An 18,660-nucleotide genomic window follows, 5' to 3' on the forward strand; every position below is an offset into this window, starting at 1 on the left:
CGGATCCCCTCCCATGACCCGCGCCACCCCTGCCGCCGCCCGTGCGCTCCCGGTGCTCCAGGCCGACCGCCGGCGCCTGCTCGCCCTGCTGGGCGGCGCCCCCCTGGCCGGCCTGGGCGCACTGGGGCCGGTCCGCAGCGCACGCGCCCAGCCCGTCAGCGCCTCCGGGACCGCCGAGGCCGGCGCCCCCTGGCCCGAACTGGCCGGCGCCTGGCCCCAGTCGGCGCGGCGGCTGTCCCAGGCCCGCTTTCGCTGGCTGGGCCTGGCGATCTATGACATTGAACTCTGGGCCCCCCAGCCCGTGGCCGCCGAGGCCGCGCTGCGTCAGCCCCTGGCGCTGGCCCTGCGCTACCAACGTGCGCTCTCCGGCGTGCGCATCGCCGAGCGCTCGCTCGACGAGATGGCCCGCGGCGGCCCCATGCCCCCCGAACTCACGGCACGCTGGCGCCAGGCCCTGGTGCGTGCCCTGCCCGACGTGGCCGAGGGCGACCGCCTGACCGGCCTGCACCTGCCGGGCCAGGGCGCGCGCTTCTGGCACAACGGCCGCCCCACGGCCGACTGGCCTGACGCCGAGGGCGCCGCCCGCTTCTTCGGCATCTGGCTGGCCCCGCACACCAGCGCGCCCGAGCTGCGGCGCCAGCTGCTGGGAGCCGGGGCGTGAACCTGCCGCCGCCCCCCACGGCCCACTGGCGCGCTGGCCTGGCCTATGGCGCCCTGGGCGCCCCCCTGGCCTTCGTCGCCCTGCCGCTGTACGTGCAGCTGCCCGAGCACCATGCCCGGGTGCACGGACTGTCCCTGGCCAGCCTGGGCGTGCTGCTGCTGCTGTTGCGCCTGGCCGATGCGGTGGTGGACCCCGCCCTGGGCCGCTGGCTGGGCCGGCGGCTGGACGCCGCCCTGCACCACCCCGCCGGCCCCCGCGCGCTGCGCCCGCTGCAGGCACCGGTGGGCGCGGGCACCGCCCTGCTGCTGGGCGGGCTGGCCGCGCTGTTCCTGCCCCCCGCCGGCGCCTGGGGCGGCCCCTGGGCCACCGTGGTGGCCACCGCCCTGGCCCTGGCCGCCTGCACCGTCGGCTACAGCGGCCTGACCCTGCTGCACCAGGCCTGGGGCGCCCGCCTGCCCGGCGATGAGGCCACCCGCGCCCGCTGGGTGGCCTGGCGCGAGGGCCTGGCCCTGGCCGGCGTGCTGACCGCCAGCCTCTTGCCTGCCCTGGCCGGCTGGCCGGTCACCCTGGTCGTCCTGGCGTCGGGTCTGGCCCTGGCCTTGTGGGCGGCACGGGTGGGCGCCCCGCGGCCCCTGCCTTCCATGCCGTCACGCGTCCTGCCCGCCGGGGAGGCCGCGGCCCACGGCTGGCGCTGGAGCCTGCCCGCGGGCCGCGGCTTCCGGCGCCTGCTGGCCGCCTACGCCGTCAACGGCGTGGCCAGCGCCATCCCGGCCACGCTGTTCCTGTTCTTCGTCAACGACCGGCTGCAGGCCCCGGCCGCCGCCCCGGCGCTGCTGGGCGCCTACTTCCTGGCCGCCGCCGTCTCCCTGCCGCTGTGGGTGCGGGCGGTGGCGCGCTGGGGTCTGGTGCCGGTCTGGCGCGCGGGCATGGGCCTGGCGGTGGCCGCCTTCCTGGGCACCCTGGGCCTGGGCCAGGGCGATGTGGCGGCCTTTGCCGCCGTCTGCTTGGCCACCGGCGCCGCCCTGGGGGCGGACCTGGCCGCGCCGCCGGCCCTGCTGGCCGGTTGGGTGCAGGCCCCGCCGGGGCCGGGCCGGTCGGCGCTGGACGCCGGCACCGCCCTGGGCTGGTGGGCCCTGGTCACGAAACTCAACCTGGCCCTGGCCGCCGGGCTGGCGCTGCCCCTGCTGGAGGCCGGCGGCTACCAGCCAGGTCAGCCCGACACCCAGCCCTGGAGCCCTCTGCTGCTGGCCTATGCCGGTCTGCCCTGCGCCCTCAAGGCCGCCTTGGCCCTGGCCCTGCCGCACTGGCTGGGCCCCGAGCCCCGCCCGCCCGCCGTCCCCACCCTCCCACCTCCCCCGCCGGTGACCCCATGACCCCACGCCGCCCCCGCCTCACAGGGCCCTCACGGCCCGCGCCCGAGTCCTCCGCGCCCGGCCTGGTCGGCCGCCCCTTGTACGGTCGCCGCACCCAATTGCTGCGCCTGGGGGCGGCGCTGGCCCTGGCCGCCGGCCTGGCTGGCTGCGCCGGCCCCACCCCGGCCGACTACGCCGGCCAAACGCCCGCGTTGGACCTGCGCGAGTACTTCAACGGCCCGCTGGTGGCCCACGGCGTGTTCACCGACCGCAGCGGCCGCGTGGTGCGCCGCTTCCGGGTCGACATGGTGGGCCGCTGGCAGGGCGACCAGGGCGTGCTGGAGGAGGACTTCCTCTACAGCGACGGCGAACGCCAGCGCCGCGTCTGGCGCCTGGTGCGCGGCCCGGACGGCCGCTACACCGGCACGGCCGACGACGTGGTGGGCACCGCCCAGGGCCAGGCCGCCGGCAACGCCCTGAACTGGCGCTACACCCTGGCCCTGCCGGTCGACGGCCGGGTCTGGGAGGTGCAGTTCGACGACTGGATGTACCTGATGGACCGCCAGGTGATGCTCAACAAGGCGGTGATGAGCAAGTTCGGGCTGCGCCTGGGGGAGGTCACGCTGGCCTTCCACAAGCCCTGACCCGCCACCCAAGCCCCGCAACCTGGGAGCATCCCATGCCCATGAACCCTCCGATCCGGGACTGGCGCGGCCGCGTGGTCTGGCTGGTGGGCGCCTCCACCGGCATCGGCCGCGCCCTGGCCGAGGCCCTGCATGCGCGCGGTGCCTGGGTGGTGGTCTCGGCCCGCCCCTCGCCCGCACTGGACGCCGTGGCCCGGCGCCTGCCGCAGGCCTGGGCGCTGCCGCTGGACGCCACCTCGCTGGCCGATTGCCGCCAGGCCGCCGCCCGGGTGCTGGACCGTCTGGGGCGCCTGGACCTGGTGCTGTACTGCGCCGGCACCTACCAGCCGCTGCGCGCCACCGCCTGGGACCTGGGGGTGATGCTGCGCCACCAGACGGTCAACCAGACCGGCGCCCTGCACCTGATCGATGCGGTGCTGCCGGCGCTGCGGCGCCAGGCCCAAGCCGGCCAGCCCGCCCACCTGGGCCTGGTGGCCAGCGTGGCCGGCTACCGGGCCCTGCCGCAGGCCCTGGCCTATGGCCCCACCAAGGCAGCGCTGATCCACCTGGCCCAGGGCCTGCACCTGGACTTGGCGCCGTTGGGCCTGGGCGTCTCGCTCATCAACCCGGGCTTTGTGGCCACGCCGCTGACGGCACAGAACGGTTTCCACATGCCGGCGCTGCTGACCCCGGAGCAGGCGGCCCAGGCCATCCTGGCGGGCTGGGCGCGCGGGGACTTCGAGATCCAATTCCCGCGACGCTTCACCCTGGGGCTCAAGGCCCTGTCGTTGTTGCCGACGCCCTGGTACGAGCGCCTGGTGCGCGGTGCCACCGGGCTGTGAGGCCCACTTCCCCCGCCCCCGACGGACTCCCCATGGCCGACGAGAAAGACCCCCTGGCCCGGCTGGCCGCGTTCTATACCGGCCTGACCCCCGCCGACCTGGACCGGCTGGAGACGGTCTACACGCCCGAGGCGCGCTTCAAGGACCCGTTCAACGAGGTACAGGGCGTGGCGGCCATCCGCCGCATCTTTGCCCACATGTTCGAGGGGCTGGAGTCGCCGCGCTTTGAGGTGCACCAGCGCATTCCGGCGCAGGTGGCGCTGCCGCTGCCGCCCCAGGGGCTGGACACCTGCCTGCTGTGGCACTTCCACTTCCGCCTGCGCGGGCGGGCGTTCACCCTCCGCGGTGCCAGCCATGTGCACCTGGCCGCCGACGGCCGGGCCGACCTGCACCGCGACTACTGGGACGCCGCCGAGGAGCTGTACGCCAAGCTGCCGCTGCTGGGCGGCCTGATGCGCTGGCTGCAGCGCCGCCTGGCGAGCTGAGGCCTGTCGGCCGGGCTCAGGCGGCGCGCACGGCGTCCAGCGCCTGCACCAGGGCCTCCAGCGTGCCCATTTCCAGGTCCGCGGGCGCGGCATCTGACGGCCGGTCCGGGTGGCCGGGACGGCGCACCCAGGCGGTGAACAGGCCGGCGGCGCGGGCACCTTCCACATCCAGGCGCCAGTCGTCGCCGATGTGCAGCACTTCCTGAGGCGCGCAGCCCAGGCGGGTGCAGGCGGCGGCAAAGAAGCGCGGATCGGGCTTGCCCACGCCAAAGTCCCGGGCGCCCAGGCTGCCCACGAAGTGCGCCCCCAGGCCGATGCGGACCAGATCGGCGTTGCCGTTGGTCAGCGCCAGGATGGGGAATCGCGCCGACAGCGCGGCCAGCGCGGCGGGCACATCGGGGTACAGGTCCACGCGCTGGCGGTGGTCCATGAACAGCGCGAAGGCCGGCGCGGCCAGGGCCGGGTCGTCCCCGGCCCGGGCCAGCGCCCGGCGGATACTCTCCAGCCGCAGCCACGACAGGTCGTGCGCGTGCTCAGGGTGATCGCGCCCCACCTGCTCACGCACGGCGCGCAACGCCGGCGGGCCGTCAAAGGCGGCGGCGGTGGCCGGCGCATGGGTGCGCAGCCAGTCGTGCAGCACGACCTCGGCCCGGTCGATGGCCGGCCAGACCGGCCACAGGGTGTCGTCCAGGTCCAGGGTGAGGGCGCGCACCGCGCGCAGTCCGGCCAGGGCGCTCATTTCATCCAGCCCTTGCGACGGAAGTAATACAGCGGCGCTGCCACCGAGGCGGCCATCAGGCCCAGGGCGAAGGGGTAGCCCCAGGTCTGGCTGAGCTCGGGCATGTGCTGGAAGTTCATGCCGTAGACGCTGGCGATCAGCGTGGGCGGCAGCAGCGCCACCGACGCCACCGAGAAGATCTTGATGATCTTGTTCTGGTTGATGTTGATGAAGCCCACGGTGGCGTCCATCAGGAAGTTGATCTTGTCAAAGAGGAAGGCCGTGTGGCTGTCGAGCGAGTCGATGTCGCGCAGGATCTGCCGCGCCTCCTCAAACTGGTCGGCACTCAGCATGCGACTGCGCATCATGAAGCTGACCGCGCGGCGCGTGTCCATCACGTTGCGGCGGATGCGGCCGTTCAGGTCTTCCTCCTTGGCGATGGCCGACAGGGCCTCGGCCGCGGCGGTGTCGTCCACGTCATGCTTGAGCACCCGGGCCGAGACCTTCTCCAGCGCGTCGTAGATGCCCTCCAGCGCGTCGGCGGAGTACTCGGCATCGGCGTCGTAGAGCTTGAGCAGCACGTCCTTGGCGTCCTCGATCAGCGCAGGGATGCGCCGGGCGCGCAGGCGCAGCAGGCGGAACACCGGCAGGTCCTCCCCGTGCACCGAGAACAGGACGTTGTTGAACAGGATGAAGGCCACGCGCACGTTGCGCGGGGTGACGTCGTCGTCGATCAGGAAGTCCGAGCGGATGTGCAGCTCGCCGTTGTCCTCCTCGTAGAACCGGGCGGATTCCTCCAGGTCCTCGTCGACGATGTCGTTGGGGATCAGCAGGCCAAAGCGCGAGGCGATCCAGCCGATCTCTTCGGGGCTGGGGGACTCCAGGTCCACCCATACCGGCTGCAGGCCGGCCAGTTCGGCGGGTTGATCGATCTCGTGCTGGATCAGCCGGCCGCTGAGGCGGCCCTTGTCGAGGGTGAAGACGTTGAGCATGACGCGCGGGGCAACGGGGCGCGCAGCACCAAGCAAAGTGCTGGCGCCGCAAACGGGGCGGGCGAAAAGGGCGGGAGGGCGTGACCGTCCCGCTCCACACCGTACCCCGCCGCCGCGGCCTGGGACCGGGGGCGTCTGGGGCGACCGCTGTCCGGCCGGGGCCGGGGTCGCCTGGAGGCTTGGTTGGGGTCGGGACGGTCACCGACTAGGCGACGTGTCCAAGGCTTGACTCACAAGCAGTTCCAACCCGCGGATTATCGCCCAGGCTCCGCCCTGGCGGCGGGCCTTTGGCCGCCGGCTCAACCCAGCGCGGCGGTGCGGGCCGCCGCGTCCTGACCCATCAGCGGAAACCACAGCGTCACCTCGGTGCCCACACCGGGCGCGCTCTGCACCTCAACCCGGCCGCCCTGCAGCTCGGTGATCTCCTTGACCAGGGACATGCCCAATCCGGTGCCGGGGATGTTGCCCGAAGGGTCGGCACGGTAGAAGCGCTCGAACACCCGGGCCAGCTGCGCCGGTGTCATGCCAATGCCCTGGTCTGACACGCGCACGCCGACGGCGGGCTCGCCTTGGACCTCGCCGTCGAGCGTACTCAGGCGGATCTCACCGCCTTGCGGCGAGTACTTGAAGGCATTGCTGACCACATTGGTCAACGCCCGGTGGGTCTTCTCCGGGTCCAGCAGCAGCAAGGCCTCGGGGTGGCGCACCTCCATCACCACCTTGCGGGGATCCCCGTGGACCATGAAGCTCTGCACCGCCTGCTCCAGCACCGGGGCCAGGCGCAAGGGCTCGCGCTTGAGGTCCTTGCCCTGGCGGGCCTCGATGCGGGCCAGGTCCAGCAGCTCATTGACCATGCTGATGAGCAGCGAGGCCTGGCGGTGGATGGTCTCCAGCACATCGCGCCGGCGCGCCTCCGGCACCGGCCGGTTGAGCAGCAACTCGGTAAAGCCGAACACGCTGACCATGGGGGTGCGCAGCTCATGCGCCGCGGTGGTCAGGAACTCGCTCTTCATGCGGTCGACCTCCATCTCGCGGGTCACGTCGCGGAAGTAGAGGATGGACTCGCCGCGGCCGTCGATGTTCAGCCGCGCCAGGCGGGTGAGGGTCAGGCGTTGCGGGCTCTGCACCTCCACCAGGTCGTCGGTGTCGTAACTGCCCACCCCGCAGGTCAGCAGGCCGGCCAGCGGGCGCCAGGGGCGGGCCGGGTCGCACTGTGCCCCGAAACGGGCGTCGAACTCGGCCAGGCTCATGCCAGCAGCCACCGTGTGGGGCTCCCAGCCGGTCATGCGCAGCAGGGCCTGGTTGGCAAACACCAGCTGCCCCTCACGGTCGAACACCGCATAGCCGTCCGGGCTGAGGTCGAAGACCGCATTGAGCCGGGCGTTGCGCTCAGCCAGCGCCAGCCGGGACCGCTCCCGCTCGCTGACATCGGTCTGGATGCCGACATAGTGGCGCACGGAGCCATCGGAGGCACGCACCGGCGCCAGGGCCAGCTCGTTGAAGAACAGGCTGCCGTCCTTGCGGTAGTTGCGCAGCACCACGGTCACCGCCTCCTGGGCGGCCAGGGCTCGGCGCACCTGTTCGATCTCGGGTTGCTGGCGGTCCTGCGCCAGCAGCAGGTCGCCGCACTTCTTGCCGATGGCCTCCCAGGGCTGGTAGCCGGTGATGCGGGTGAAAGCCGGGTTGGCGTAGAAGATGGGCTCGCCCGGCAGCGACATGTCGGAGATGACGATGCCGTTGGTGGTGCACTCCAGCGCCCGGTTGTAGAGCTCCAGCATGCCCATGGTCATGCGCTGCTCGGTCAGGTCGCGCACCACGCAGGCATAGCGCGGCCCTTCGGGCGTGACCACCCGGGAGAGCGAGGCCTCGGCCGGGAACTCGGTGCCGTCATGGCGACGGGCCGTCAACTCCAGCCGCGCCAGATGCGACTGGCTGGACCGCATGAACAGGCCGCCCAGGGTGACGCGCTCGATCTCGGCGGCATCCATGCCGGGCAGCAGGCGGGCCAGGGGCTGACCGACGATCTGCTCCTCGGTGCAGCCGAAGACCGACGTGACGGCGTGGTTGACCAGCGTGACCGCCCCGCGGTCGTCCAACCCCATGAGCGCGTCGGGTGCGGCGTGGATCACCAGCGAGGTGCGGGCCTCGGCCTGCTGCAGGGCCTCGTGCTGGCGGTGCAGGGTGTCCAGCCGGCCCCGCAGCGCGCGGGCCAGCTCGTCGACCTCGGCACAGCCGGAATCGGCCGGCGGCCCCTGGGCGGCATCCTCGCCCGGGGCGGTGGCCGTCTGCACCAGCCGGTGCAGGGGCCGCACCAGCAGGTGCAGCCAGCCCCCCAGCCACACGGCGGCCAGACCCGAAACCAGCACCAGGGCGAAGAAAATATGGTCCCGCAACCGGTCCAGCGGCTCGAGGTGCGGTGAGGCATCCAGATGCAGGGACAGGCGCAGGCCGGCGCCACCACGGCCGTCCGAGGCCAGCACCGTCCAGGCTTGGTAGTGGCCGGAGGCGTCGCGGCGCACACCTTGCGCCTCCCCGGCAGGCACGGTCTCCAGATGCTGCGGCCGACTGACCACCTGCACCTGGTCGCCCGCCGGCATGAAGCTCATCCAGGGCCGCCCCTGGGCGTCCCAGACGTCCAGCCGCACCACCCCCGGCGCCTGGGCCTGCTCCGCCAGGCGCGCCGCCACCGCCTCCAACTGGCCCGCGCGCAGGTCAAACTGGCTGCGCTGGACCAGGGTCTGGAGCCGCTCACGGGCCAGGGTGGAGCCACGCTCCTCAGCCTCGCGTTCCAACCGCCAGGCCGAGAAGGCGTAGAGCAGCAGCACCGACACCAGCCCCACCAGGACCAGGGCGGCCATCATCTGGTCGGGCAGGCGCGCCGGCCAAAGCGCGCGGCGCAACGCCAGTCGGGTGTCCACGGTCGGACGGTCCGCGCTCAGACGGGGGTGTCCACCAGCCGCTCCAGCGTCTCAATGAGCTGCAGTGGGCTGAAGGGCTTGACCAGGTACTCGTCAGCACCGGCGGCGGCACCGGCTTCGCGGTCCTTCTGCTGCCCGCGGGCGGTCAGCAGCACGATCTTGACGGACTTGAGCGCCGGGTCGTTCTTGATGCGCTGGCAGACCTGCAGGCCATCGAGCTCGCCGGGCATCATCACGTCCAGCAGCATCAGGTCGGGCTGGATGGCGCTGGCCATGCGCAGGCCGAAGGCGCCGTCAGCCGCCTCGTGGATCTCGTAGTTCTCGAACTCCAGCGTCATGCGGATCAGCTTGCGGATGTCAGGCTGGTCTTCGACGATCAGGATGCGTTTCATCTGCGGTCTCCCAGGGTCTCGGGTTCAGGTCGGGGTTGGCGGCGGACGCGCCTGCGCCCGCCGGACTCATCAGGTGCTGGCGGCGGCGCGCTTGCGGGAGCGGGCCATCAGCGCGGCCAGGTCCTTGGCGTACTGCTGGGCCTGGGCAATGTCGAGCTGGCTGGTGTCGGTGCGGAACGGCGCGCCCGTGGGCAGGTCGATGAGGAAGTTGCGCAGGCCGTCCTCGTCCTCCTCGCGCAGCTGGCCGCCGTGCAGGGCGATGATGTGCTGGCAGAGCTTGAGGCCGATCTCCTCGCGCGCATGGCGCCGGGGTGCCGGGGCCGCGGGGGGCGTGGCGGCAGGCCGCGGCGCCCCGGGGCGTGCGGCAGCGGCGGCCACCGGCGCCGCCCCCATGGGCACGGCATCCACCGGCTTGCGGGCAAACACCCCGCAGTCGCGGAAGATGATCAGCGCCCGCGGGCCCATCTGGCGATGCTCGATCTCCAACTGCGCCCCCTTGGGGGCACCACGCACCGCAGACTCCAGGCACTCGCGGAAGACGCGGCCCAGCCACATCTCGCTGCCATACAGGGTGGACAGGCTCTGCACCCCGCCCTGGGCGCGGAAGCGGGCGGTGATGCCGCGGTCCAGCGCCAGCGGCTCCACCTCACCCCAGACCTTCTGCAGCAGCGGCCACAGCTCGATGCGATCGGTGGACAGCAGGGCCTCGGAGCCCCAGATCGAGGCCAGGTCCACCAGCTTGTCCAAGGTGCGCAGGGTGCTCTCCAGCCGGTCAGCCAGCGTGGCCATGGCCACGCGGTCCCCCTGGTCCACCGCCACCCCCAGGCTGAGCTGCGCCTCCCGCAAGGGATCGCGCAGGTCCTCCTTGATGACCATCATCAGGTTGTCAAAGGCGGCCCCCCCCTCGGCATCGTCCTCGCCGCCGCGGATCAGCACAAAGGCGTCGTCCTTGGTCAGCCCGGGAATGACCCGGCAGGCCAGCTCCAGGGGCGCCTGGCCGGCCACCGCAGCCACCCCGACCGAATTCACCAGTTTGGGCGCCTGGCGGCTGACCACCTCGGCAATGGTGCGCGCCAGGTCGGGATCGAACACCCGCCGCCCCACGGCCAGCCCGGTGAGTTGGCCCGCCTGGCTGTTGAGGTGGCGCACCAGGCCGTCCTTGCCCACCCACAGCAGGCCTTGCCTGAGGTTCTCCAGCAGCTCCGATAGGCTCGCGTTCATGCTCCGTGTCTCCCGCACCGCGCAGGTCCACCGTCGCCGCCCCGCGGCGCCTGAAGGACTCTTCGCTCTTGCACGGTATCGGCGGATTCACGCGATCCTGAAGCCCGACCCCTTGAAAACCCTGCACGCGGCTGGGCCGGCTCGTCTCAAGGTGAGCAGGTGTGACCTGGCGCCAGACCCTGGCGGTGGAATGCCCTGAAAGCCCGCATGCGCCGCCAGGACATTCGGCGGCTTGAATCAGGGAGTACCCGGGGCAAACAGACCCGCCAACGTGGTTTGCGGCAGTTGTCACACCCCTTTCATGCTTGTGCGCAGGGTCCGGGCAATCCGTGAAGTCTAGACCGGGAATGGGCTGGTGAACATGCTTGTCAAAGCCAGGACGGCTGTGCACACTGGAATCAACCCGGCGGCGACTTCACACCCCGGGCCGGGCGGGCCCCGGCGCCCGCCGAAGTACCCTTGACTGATAGGAGCGCTCGATGAACCTGACGATCAGCGGACATCACCTGGAAGTGACCCCGGCCCTGCGCGAACACGTTCGCAACAAGCTGGAGCGCGTCACCCGGCATTTCGATCAAGTGGTGGATGTCAACGTCCTGCTGACGGTGGAGAAGCTCAAGGAGAAGGAACGACGCCAGAAGGCTGAAGTGACGTTGCACATGAAGGGCAAGGACATCTTCGTGGAACAGTCCCATGAGGACCTGTACGCGGCCATCGACCAGCTCATGGACAAGCTGGACCGCCAGGTGGTGCGCCACAAGGACCGTCTGCAGGACCATCACCACGAGGCGGTCAAGCGCCAGGAGATGGGCGCCGCACTCTGACGTGTGCCCCCCGGTGGGCCGGCAGGCCTGCTGACCTGCATCGGCGGCCCCTGGGCCGCCGATCTCGTTCATGGCCCCCGGTCGTTGTCCTGGGGAGACAAAGCCGTCCCGTCGGCGACTGCGCGGTGGAGAGAGGTCCGCACGGGGCTTGGCGCCGATTCCTATAATCCGCCTCCCTGTCGGCCGTTGTCCAGGCGCTTGTGCCCGGTCCCTGCCGGGCTTGATGTCGGAGATCGCTTGCCATGAACCGCCTCGCCACCATCCTGCCAGCCGCCAATGTGCTGGTGAACGTGGATGCGACCAGCAAGAAACGGGTGTTCGAGCAGGCTGGCCTGCTCTTCGAGAACCAGCACGCCATCGCACGTGCCACGGTGACGGACAACCTGTTCGCCCGTGAACGCCTGGGCTCCACCGGCCTGGGTCACGGCGTGGCCGTGCCGCACGGTCGAGTCAAGGGCCTGAAGAATCCGCTGGCCGCGGTGGTGCGACTGCAGAACCCCATCCCTTTTGACGCCCCGGACGACGAGGCCGTCAGCCTGCTGATCTTCCTGCTGGTGCCCGAGGCGGCCACGCAGCGCCACTTGGAGATCCTCTCCGAGATCGCCGAGCTGCTGTCCGACCGCGAGCTGCGCGAAAAACTCAAAACCGAGTCCGACGCCGCCGCCGTGCACCGGCTGATCGAAGGCTGGGAACCCTTGAAGTCGGTGGCGTGAAACCCAGCTCCATCAGCGCCGAAGCGCTGTTCGAGGAACACCAGCCCGCGCTGCGCTGGGAGTGGATCGCCGGCCACGGCCATCCTGAGCGCCGCTTCGACGAAGCGGCGGTGCGCGACGCCCGCTCCGCGGCCGACCTGGTGGGCTACCTCAACTACATCCACCCCTATCGGGTGCAGCTGGTGGGACGGCGGGAGGTGGATTACCTCAACGCCAGCGTGGCCCCCGAGGTCCAGGAGCGGCGCATCCAGCGCATCGTCACCCTGGAGCCACCGGTCATCATCGTGGCCGACGACCAGCGCCCGCCTGAGCGGCTGGTGGCCATGTGCGACCGGGCCGAGATCCCGCTGTTCACCACCACCCACTCCGCGGGCCACGTCATCGACGTGGTGCGCTCCTACCTGGGCCAACTCTTTGCCGAGCGCACCACCCGCCATGGCGTCTTCATGGACATCCTGGGGCTGGGCGTCATGCTCACCGGCGAGTCCGGCCTGGGCAAGAGCGAACTGGGCCTGGAGCTGATCTCACGTGGCCACGGCCTGGTGGCCGACGACGCGGTGGACCTCTACCGCGTCTCGCAGAGCACGCTGGAGGGCCGTTGCCCGGAATTGCTGCTCAACCTGCTGGAAGTGCGCGGTATCGGCCTGCTGGACATCAAGGCCATCTTTGGCGAGACCGCGGTGCGCCGCAAGATGCGCCTGAAGCTCATCGTCCATCTGGTGCGCAAGGAGACGATGGAGCGCGACTTCGAGCGCCTGCCCTACGAGCCCCTCTACGAGGAAATCCTGGGCATCCCGGTACGCAAGGTCGTCATTGCGGTGGACGCCGGCCGCAACCTGGCGGTGCTGGTGGAAGCCGCGGTGCGCAACACCATCCTGCAGTTGCGCGGCATCGACACCTACCAGGAGTTCATTGCCCGCCACCAGGCGGCCATGGAGTCTGGCCGGGAGTCCTGACCCCGCCGGGGCCGTTGCCGCGGTGCTCGCAGTCGGGCTTGATGCACTGGGCATAGAGCGCCAGCGCATGGTCGCGCAAGGTGAAGCCCTTGTCCTGGGCAATGGCGCGCTGACGCGCCTCGATCTCGGGATCGAAGAACTCCTCGACCCGCCCGCAGCTCATGCAGACCAGGTGGTCATGGTGGTGGCCCTCATTGAGCTCAAACACCGACTTGCCCGACTCGAAATGGCTGCGGGTAAGGATGCCGGCCTGCTCAAACTGCATCAGCACCCGGTAGACCGTGGCCAGACCGATGTCCGAACCGTCGGCCAGAAGGGCCTTGAAGACGTCTTCGGCCGTCATGTGCCGCAGGCTGGCCTTCTGGAAGACCTCCAGAATCCGGATGCGCGGCAGCGTGGCCTTGAGGCCGCTGCTCTTGAGTTCTTCGACCTGGGTCATGCTGTCTTCCTCATCCAGGCGGACCAGAGGGGCCCGCTAGAATCCTCCAATGATAGCCAGCGCCCGCTGGCGCTGCTGCCCGCCGGGGTCATGCCCCTGCGGCCCGTCCGCCCAGCCCCCCTCCGCCGCGTGTCCCACGTCTTGCTGCGCCTGACCCCCTCATCCCCCCGTCCGGCACGCCGCGCCCGCCCCCGGGCGGTGGTGGCCGCACTGCTGGCCTGCCTGCCGCTGGCCGGTTGCAACACCCTGTCGGACTCGGCCCTTGCCGTCATCACCCTGGTGCTGCCGCCCTACAAGGCCGATGTGGTGCAGGGCAATGTGATCACCCGTGAGCAGCTGGCCCAGGTCAAGCCCGGACGCAGCCGCGACGAGGTGCGTGAACTGTTGGGTTCCCCCCTGCTGACCGACGTGTTCCATGCCCAGCGCTGGGACTACGTGTTCACCCTGAGGCGCAATGGCGTGGTGGTGCAGCAGCGCAGCCTGGTCGTGTGGTTCGAGGGCGACGTGGTCCGACAGGTCGACGCCCCCGAAGTGCCCAGCGAGCGCGAATTCGTCGCCTCCATCGCCCCCCAGGGCAAGCCGGAGGCCGTGCCACCCAAGCTCAGCCTGACCGAGGCCGAACGGGCCGCGCTGCCGCGCGTGGCCCCGGTGGCCGCCTCGGCACCGGCCGCCCCGGCCTTTCCCACCCGACGCTACCCCCCTCTGGAACCTCAGTGACCTCCGCCACTCCTCTGCGCATCGCCATCGCCGGCGCCAGCGGCCGCATGGGCCGCATGCTGATCGAAGCCGTGACCCAGTCCGCCGACTGCGTGCTGGCTGGCGCACTCGATCGGCCGGATTCGCCTGCCCTGGGCGCCGACGCCACCGCCTGGCTGGGCAAGACCTGCGGCGTGGCCATCAGCGACGACCTAGACACGGGCTTGGCCCAGGCCCAGGTGCTGATCGACTTCACCCGCCCTGAAGGCACGCTGGACCACCTGGTGGCCTGCCGCCGCCACGGCGTGGCCATGGTCATCGGCACCACCGGCTTCAACGAGGCGCAGAAGGCCGAGCTGGCCGAAGGCGCCCGCGACATCGGCATCGTCATGGCCCCCAACATGAGCGTGGGCGTCAACGTGGTGCTGCGCCTGCTGGACATGGCCGCACGCGCGCTGGCCGAGGGCTACGACATCGAGATCATCGAAGCCCACCACCGCCACAAGGTGGACGCGCCCAGCGGCACCGCGCTGGCCATGGGTGAGACGGTGGCGGCGGCCCTGGGCCGCGACCTCAAGGCCTGCGCCGTCTACGGCCGCGAGGGCCACACCGGCGAGCGCGACCCGTCCACCATCGGCTTTGCCACCGTGCGCGGCGGCGACATCGTGGGCGACCACACCGTGCTGTTCGCCGGCACCGGCGAGCGCATCGAGATCAGCCACAAGTCCTCCAGCCGCGTGACCTATGCCCAGGGCAGCCTGCGGGCGGCCCGCTTCCTGGCCGGCCGCGCGCCCGGCCTCTACGGCATGGACGACGTGCTGGGCTTGCCGACCTCCTGACCTCCGGCGGCCTGCCAGGGGCCGCCCCTTGCCTACGGGACCGACCGCGACATGGGTGGATTAGCCGACTTCTGGGCGCAGAGCGACACGATCGGCCGCGCCGTGGCCCTGGTCCTGCTGGGCCTGTCCGTCACCACCTGGGTCACGCTGTTGTGGCGGGGCTGGCTGCTGCACCGCGTGCGGCGCGACCTGCCGCGCGCCGTGCGCGCGTTCTGGGAAGCTCCCGGACTGGACGCTGGGCGCGAGCGCCTGGCCGCCCTGGACCGGGAGGGCATCGCCGGCGGCCTGGTGGCCGCGGCCTTCGAGACACCCAATCCCGCCTCGCTGCAGGGCCAGGCCGACCGAGGTGCCCAGCTCACCCGCCGGCTGCGCGACGCCCTGCACGACGGCCTGGGCCGGCTGCAGGCCGGCCAAGTGCTGCTGGCCTCGGTGGGGGCCACCTCGCCGTTCATCGGCCTGTTCGGCACGGTGTGGGGCATCTACCACGCCCTGCTGGGCATGGCCACCGCCGGCAGCCTGAACATTGAGCGCGTGGCCGGACCGGTGGGCGAAGCGCTGATCATGACCGCGGCCGGCCTGGCCGTGGCCATCCCCGCGGTGCTGGCCTACAACCTCTTCAGCAAGTGGCTGGGGGCCCTGGAGGCGGACCTCGAAGGCCTGGCCCACGACCTGCGCGAGCTGGTGCTGGGCCATCCGGTGGCCGAAGCCGACGCCGGCACCCTGTCCTGAGCCGCAAGGCACGCCCGACACCATGGCCTTCGGACGACTGGACCGCTCCCGCGCAGGCTCCCCGATGAGCGACATCAACATGACGCCGCTCATCGACGTGATGCTGGTGCTGCTGGTGATCTTCATCATCACCGCGCCGCTGATGACCTCCAGCCTCAAGCTCGACCTGCCCAAGGTCAGCGGTGCGCCCGCCGGGGCGGCGCCAGTGGCGCTGGCGGTGGCCCTGGACGCCCAGGGCCGGCTTTACCTGGAGGACGCCGCGGTCTCGAGGGAGTCCCTGCAGCACAGTGCCCGCCAGCGGGCCCGGCAGGACCCCACCGCCGAAGTGCACCTGCGCGCCGACGAGAAGGTGCCCTACGGCCAGGTCGCCGAGCTGATCGGCCTGCTGCAGGAGGCCGGCCTGTCGCGGATCGGCTTCGTCACCACCCGCGCCGCCACCGACACCCCGACCGCCGCCCCCGCGGCGCCACGCTGAACGCCGCGGCCGGGCGCACCGGCCGTGCCTGCCCGTGGCCGGCTGCCCGGCCGCGGGCAGAAGCCCCCTTCTACAATTCCTGACATGAACGAAAAGTACACCCCCGCCGAGGTGGAGTCGGCCGCGCAAGCCCACTGGAACGCGCGCGATGCCTACCGCGTCACCGAAGACGCCAGCAAGCCGAAGTTCTACGCCTGCTCCATGCTGCCCTACCCCAGCGGCAAACTGCACATGGGGCATGTGCGCAACTACACCATCAACGACATGCTGACGCGCCAGCTGCGCATGAAGGGCTACAACGTCCTCATGCCCATGGGCTGGGACGCCTTCGGCCTGCCGGCGGAGAACGCGGCCATGAAGGGCAAGACGCCCCCGGCTGCGTGGACCTACTCCAACATCGCCTACATGAAGGGCCAGATGCAGGCCATGGGTCTGGCCATTGACTGGAGCCGTGAGGTTGCCACCTGCCAGCCGACCTACTACAAGTGGAACCAGTGGCTGTTCCTGAAGATGCTGGAAGCCGGCATCGCCGAGCGCCGCACCCAGGTGGTGAACTGGGACCCGGTGGACCAGACCGTGCTGGCCAACGAACAGGTCATCGATGGCAAGGGCTGGCGCTCGGGCGCGCCGGTGGAGAAGCGCGAGATCCCGGGCTACTACCTCAACATCGTCAAGTACGCCGAGGAGCTGCTGGGCGCGGTGGCCAACCCCGAGGACCCGAACTACCTGGCCGGCTGGCCTGAGCGCGTGCGCCTGATGCAGGAGAACTGGATCGGCAAGAGTGCCGGCGTGCGTTTCGCCTTCCCGCATGAGATCACCGGCGCCGACGGCGCGCTGATCCAGGGCGGCAAGCTCTACGTCTTCACCACCCGGGCTGACACCATCATGGGGGTGACCTTCTGCGCCGTGGCGCCGGAGCACCCGCTGGCCACACACGCCGCGGCCAGCCGCCCGGACCTCGCCGCCTTCATCGAAGAGTGCAAGAAGGGCGGCACCACCGAGGCCGAACTCGCCACCCAAGAGAAGAAGGGCATGGCCACCGGCCTGTTCGTCACGCATCCGCTCACCGGTGCGCAGGTTGAGGTGTGGATCGGCAACTACGTGCTGATGAGCTACGGCGACGGCGCGGTGATGGGCGTGCCGGCGCACGATGAGCGCGACTTTGCCTTTGCCAAGAAGTACGGCCTGTCGATCCAGCAGGTCGTCGCCGTCGAAGGCGAGACCTTCAGCCCCGACGCCTGGGCCGAGTGGTACGGCGACAAGCAGAAGTGCGTGTGCGTCAACTCCGGCGCGCTGGACGGCCTGAGCCACAAGGCCGCCGTGGACCAGGTGGCTGAACTCGTCGCGGCCAAGGGTCTGGGCGAGAAGAAGACCACCTGGCGCCTGCGCGACTGGGGCATCAGCCGCCAGCGCTACTGGGGCACGCCGATCCCCATCATCCACTGCGACAGCTGTGGTGCCGTGCCGGTGCCGGAGAAGGACCTGCCGGTGGTGCTGCCGGAAGACCTGATTCCGGATGGCTCGGGCAACCCGCTGAACAAGTGCGAGGGCTTCCTGAACGTGCCCTGCCCCTGCTGCGGCAAGCCGGCCCGGCGCGAGACGGACACGATGGACACCTTCATCGATTCGTCCTGGTACTACATGCGCTACTGCGACCCCACCAACCCCGAGGCGATGGTGGCCGGCGGCACGCAGTACTGGATGGCGGGTGGCGGCATGGACCAGTACATCGGCGGCATCGAGCACGCCATCCTGCACCTGCTGTACGCCCGTTTCTGGACCAAGGTGATGCGTGACCTGGGCCTGGTCACGGTGAGCGAGCCCTTCAAGAAGCTGCTCACCCAGGGCATGGTGCTCAACCACATCTACAGCCGCAAGACCGACAAGGGCGGCATCGAGTACTTCTGGCCGCACGAGGTGGAACACACCTTCGACGACGCCGGCAAGATCACGGGTGCCCGGCTCAAGGAAGCCAAGGGCGAGCTGCCGGCGGGCACCGCCATCGACTACCAGGGCATCGGCACGATGTCCAAGTCGAAGAACAACGGCATCGACCCGCAGGAGTTGATCAACACCTACGGCGCCGACACCGCGCGCCTGTTCGTGATGTTCGCCAGCCCGCCCGAGCAGACCCTGGAGTGGAACGACGCCGCCGTGGAGGGCGCGCACCGCTTCCTCAAGCGCGTCTGGGGCTTCGCCAGCAAGAACGCCGCCACCCTGCAGGCCGGCGGCGGCGACTTCTCCGCCCTGTCGGCCCCGGCCAAGGCGCTGCGCCGCGAGGTGCATCTGGTGCTGCGCCAGGTGACGTCGGACTACGAGCGCATGCAGTACAACACCGTGGTCTCGGGCTGCATGAAGCTGCTCAACGCGCTGGAGGGCTTCAAGGCCGGCGCCGACGCCGCCACGGCCGCCGGTGACGCTGCCGTGCTGCGCGAAGGCTATTCGGTGCTGCTGCGCGCCCTGTACCCCGCCTGCCCGCACATCACCCACGGCCTGTGGGCCGAGCTGGGCTACGCCGCCGCGCTGGGTGACCTGCTGGACGCGCCCTGGCCCGCCGTGGACGAGGCCGCGCTGGTGCAGGACGAGATCGAGCTGGTGCTGCAGATTAACGGCAAGCTGCGCGGCGCCGTCAAGGTGCCGGCCCAGGCCGACAAGGCCGCGATCGAGGCCGCCGCCATCGCCCTGCTGGTCGACCCGGAACTGGCCAAGTTCACCGAGGGCAAGCCGCCCAAGAAGGTGGTCGTGGTGCCGGGCCGCCTGGTCAACGTGGTGGTCTGAGCGGGGC

Annotated in this window: 19 protein-coding genes; 13 read left to right on the top strand and 6 right to left on the bottom strand. The window is 71.0% G+C overall.

All coding sequences use genetic code 11. From position 1 onward, the window contains the following. Positions 1 to 13 precede the first annotated feature (13 nt). Genes G3A44_RS12290 through G3A44_RS12310 form a run of 5 tightly spaced genes read left to right on the top strand, consistent with a single transcriptional unit; the run spans position 14 to position 3,963 of the window. On the top strand, positions 14 to 661 hold the full coding sequence (locus G3A44_RS12290) for a chalcone isomerase family protein (RefSeq protein ID WP_163457816.1): 648 nt from the start codon (positions 14 to 16) through the stop codon (positions 659 to 661). Further along, positions 658 to 2,034 (top strand): MFS transporter, encoded by a 1,377-nt coding sequence (locus G3A44_RS12295; protein ID WP_163457817.1) that lies wholly within the window; start codon positions 658 to 660, stop codon positions 2,032 to 2,034. Before G3A44_RS12290 ends, G3A44_RS12295 begins: the two co-directional genes overlap by 4 nt. Continuing rightward, a complete protein-coding gene (locus tag G3A44_RS12300) occupies positions 2,031 to 2,657 on the top strand; it encodes a DUF3833 domain-containing protein (RefSeq protein ID WP_163457818.1) in 627 nt (208 codons plus the stop codon). Before G3A44_RS12295 ends, G3A44_RS12300 begins: the two co-directional genes overlap by 4 nt. 35 nt (positions 2,658 to 2,692) lie before the next feature. Next, positions 2,693 to 3,478, top strand: a complete 786-nt coding sequence (locus G3A44_RS12305; RefSeq protein WP_163457819.1) for an SDR family NAD(P)-dependent oxidoreductase — start codon at positions 2,693 to 2,695, stop codon at positions 3,476 to 3,478. A 32-nt stretch (positions 3,479 to 3,510) separates the two neighbouring features. Further along, complete coding sequence (locus G3A44_RS12310) at positions 3,511 to 3,963, top strand: nuclear transport factor 2 family protein (RefSeq protein ID WP_163457820.1); 453 nt, start codon at positions 3,511 to 3,513, stop codon at positions 3,961 to 3,963. A 16-nt stretch (positions 3,964 to 3,979) separates the two neighbouring features. Here G3A44_RS12310 and G3A44_RS12315 read toward each other — a convergent pair whose 3' ends face one another. The 5 genes from G3A44_RS12315 to G3A44_RS12335 form a co-directional block, all read right to left on the bottom strand. Continuing rightward, entirely contained in the window at positions 3,980 to 4,702 is a 723-nt protein-coding gene (locus G3A44_RS12315) for an HAD family hydrolase (RefSeq protein ID WP_163457821.1), read from the bottom strand. Continuing rightward, a complete protein-coding gene (gene corA, locus G3A44_RS12320; RefSeq protein ID WP_163457822.1) occupies positions 4,699 to 5,673 on the bottom strand; it encodes a magnesium/cobalt transporter CorA in 975 nt (324 codons plus the stop codon). Before corA ends, G3A44_RS12315 begins: the two co-directional genes overlap by 4 nt. A 299-nt stretch (positions 5,674 to 5,972) precedes the next feature. Further along, positions 5,973 to 8,591, bottom strand: coding sequence for a PAS domain S-box protein (locus tag G3A44_RS12325; RefSeq protein WP_310734367.1), 2,619 nt, complete (start codon positions 8,589 to 8,591; stop codon positions 5,973 to 5,975). Positions 8,592 to 8,608: 17 nt separating this feature from the next. Then, the gene (locus tag G3A44_RS12330) at positions 8,609 to 8,983 is read right to left on the bottom strand and encodes a response regulator transcription factor (RefSeq protein WP_163457823.1); all 375 of its coding nucleotides are present in this window, start codon (positions 8,981 to 8,983) and stop codon (positions 8,609 to 8,611) included. Positions 8,984 to 9,052: 69 nt separating this feature from the next. Then, positions 9,053 to 10,204: a HAMP domain-containing histidine kinase gene (locus tag G3A44_RS12335; protein ID WP_163457824.1), complete on the bottom strand. Its 1,152-nt coding sequence runs from the start codon at positions 10,202 to 10,204 to the stop codon at positions 9,053 to 9,055. A gap of 479 nt (positions 10,205 to 10,683) precedes the next feature. On the opposite strand from G3A44_RS12335, the gene hpf reads away from it, so the two are divergent. The 3 genes from hpf to hprK all read left to right on the top strand — a co-directional run bounded on the left by hpf (position 10,684) and on the right by hprK (position 12,697). Beyond that, the gene (gene hpf, locus G3A44_RS12340; RefSeq protein ID WP_163457825.1) at positions 10,684 to 11,028 is read left to right on the top strand and encodes a ribosome hibernation-promoting factor, HPF/YfiA family; all 345 of its coding nucleotides are present in this window, start codon (positions 10,684 to 10,686) and stop codon (positions 11,026 to 11,028) included. Between the two features lie 242 nt (positions 11,029 to 11,270). Beyond that, complete coding sequence (locus tag G3A44_RS12345) at positions 11,271 to 11,741, top strand: PTS sugar transporter subunit IIA (protein WP_163457826.1); 471 nt, start codon at positions 11,271 to 11,273, stop codon at positions 11,739 to 11,741. Beyond that, positions 11,738 to 12,697 (top strand): HPr(Ser) kinase/phosphatase, encoded by a 960-nt coding sequence (gene hprK / locus G3A44_RS12350; protein WP_163457827.1) that lies wholly within the window; start codon positions 11,738 to 11,740, stop codon positions 12,695 to 12,697. The genes G3A44_RS12345 and hprK overlap by 4 nt, the downstream gene beginning before the upstream one ends. Here the strand turns inward: hprK and fur are convergent. Then, positions 12,651 to 13,136 (bottom strand): ferric iron uptake transcriptional regulator, encoded by a 486-nt coding sequence (gene fur, locus G3A44_RS12355; protein ID WP_163457828.1) that lies wholly within the window; start codon positions 13,134 to 13,136, stop codon positions 12,651 to 12,653. The two genes, hprK and fur, sit on opposite strands and share 47 nt — an antisense overlap. Before the next feature lie 129 nt (positions 13,137 to 13,265). On the opposite strand from fur, the gene G3A44_RS12360 reads away from it, so the two are divergent. The 5 genes from G3A44_RS12360 (at position 13,266) to leuS (ending at position 18,653) form a co-directional block, all read left to right on the top strand. Next, the gene (locus G3A44_RS12360; RefSeq protein ID WP_310734368.1) at positions 13,266 to 13,853 is read left to right on the top strand and encodes an outer membrane protein assembly factor BamE; all 588 of its coding nucleotides are present in this window, start codon (positions 13,266 to 13,268) and stop codon (positions 13,851 to 13,853) included. Continuing rightward, the gene (gene dapB / locus G3A44_RS12365) at positions 13,850 to 14,671 is read left to right on the top strand and encodes a 4-hydroxy-tetrahydrodipicolinate reductase (RefSeq protein ID WP_163457830.1); all 822 of its coding nucleotides are present in this window, start codon (positions 13,850 to 13,852) and stop codon (positions 14,669 to 14,671) included. Before G3A44_RS12360 ends, dapB begins: the two co-directional genes overlap by 4 nt. A gap of 51 nt (positions 14,672 to 14,722) precedes the next feature. Further along, the gene (locus G3A44_RS12370) at positions 14,723 to 15,400 is read left to right on the top strand and encodes a MotA/TolQ/ExbB proton channel family protein (RefSeq protein ID WP_163457831.1); all 678 of its coding nucleotides are present in this window, start codon (positions 14,723 to 14,725) and stop codon (positions 15,398 to 15,400) included. A 22-nt stretch (positions 15,401 to 15,422) separates the two neighbouring features. Then, positions 15,423 to 15,875 (top strand): ExbD/TolR family protein, encoded by a 453-nt coding sequence (locus G3A44_RS12375; protein WP_163457832.1) that lies wholly within the window; start codon positions 15,423 to 15,425, stop codon positions 15,873 to 15,875. A gap of 84 nt (positions 15,876 to 15,959) precedes the next feature. Continuing rightward, the gene (gene leuS, locus G3A44_RS12380; protein WP_163457833.1) at positions 15,960 to 18,653 is read left to right on the top strand and encodes a leucine--tRNA ligase; all 2,694 of its coding nucleotides are present in this window, start codon (positions 15,960 to 15,962) and stop codon (positions 18,651 to 18,653) included. The last annotated feature ends 7 nt before the right edge of the window (positions 18,654 to 18,660 follow it).

Origin of the sequence: Ideonella livida (genome assembly GCF_010499455.1) — a bacterium.
GTDB classification, from domain to species: domain Bacteria; phylum Pseudomonadota; class Gammaproteobacteria; order Burkholderiales; family Burkholderiaceae_C; genus Ideonella; species Ideonella livida.

Coding starts and splice junctions, on each gene's coding strand:
- G3A44_RS12290 (WP_163457816.1), top strand. CDS start 14: ATGACCCGCGCCACCCCTGCCGCCGCCCGTGCGCTCCCGGTGCTCCAG.
- G3A44_RS12300 (WP_163457818.1), top strand. CDS start 2,031: ATGACCCCACGCCGCCCCCGCCTCACAGGGCCCTCACGGCCCGCGCCC.
- G3A44_RS12305 (WP_163457819.1), top strand. CDS start 2,693: ATGCCCATGAACCCTCCGATCCGGGACTGGCGCGGCCGCGTGGTCTGG.
- G3A44_RS12310 (WP_163457820.1), top strand. CDS start 3,511: ATGGCCGACGAGAAAGACCCCCTGGCCCGGCTGGCCGCGTTCTATACC.
- G3A44_RS12315 (WP_163457821.1), bottom strand. CDS start 4,702: ATGAGCGCCCTGGCCGGACTGCGCGCGGTGCGCGCCCTCACCCTGGAC.
- corA (WP_163457822.1), bottom strand. CDS start 5,673: ATGCTCAACGTCTTCACCCTCGACAAGGGCCGCCTCAGCGGCCGGCTG.
- G3A44_RS12330 (WP_163457823.1), bottom strand. CDS start 8,983: ATGAAACGCATCCTGATCGTCGAAGACCAGCCTGACATCCGCAAGCTG.
- G3A44_RS12335 (WP_163457824.1), bottom strand. CDS start 10,204: ATGAACGCGAGCCTATCGGAGCTGCTGGAGAACCTCAGGCAAGGCCTG.
- hpf (WP_163457825.1), top strand. CDS start 10,684: ATGAACCTGACGATCAGCGGACATCACCTGGAAGTGACCCCGGCCCTG.
- G3A44_RS12345 (WP_163457826.1), top strand. CDS start 11,271: ATGAACCGCCTCGCCACCATCCTGCCAGCCGCCAATGTGCTGGTGAAC.
- fur (WP_163457828.1), bottom strand. CDS start 13,136: ATGACCCAGGTCGAAGAACTCAAGAGCAGCGGCCTCAAGGCCACGCTG.
- G3A44_RS12370 (WP_163457831.1), top strand. CDS start 14,723: ATGGGTGGATTAGCCGACTTCTGGGCGCAGAGCGACACGATCGGCCGC.
- G3A44_RS12375 (WP_163457832.1), top strand. CDS start 15,423: ATGGCCTTCGGACGACTGGACCGCTCCCGCGCAGGCTCCCCGATGAGC.
- leuS (WP_163457833.1), top strand. CDS start 15,960: ATGAACGAAAAGTACACCCCCGCCGAGGTGGAGTCGGCCGCGCAAGCC.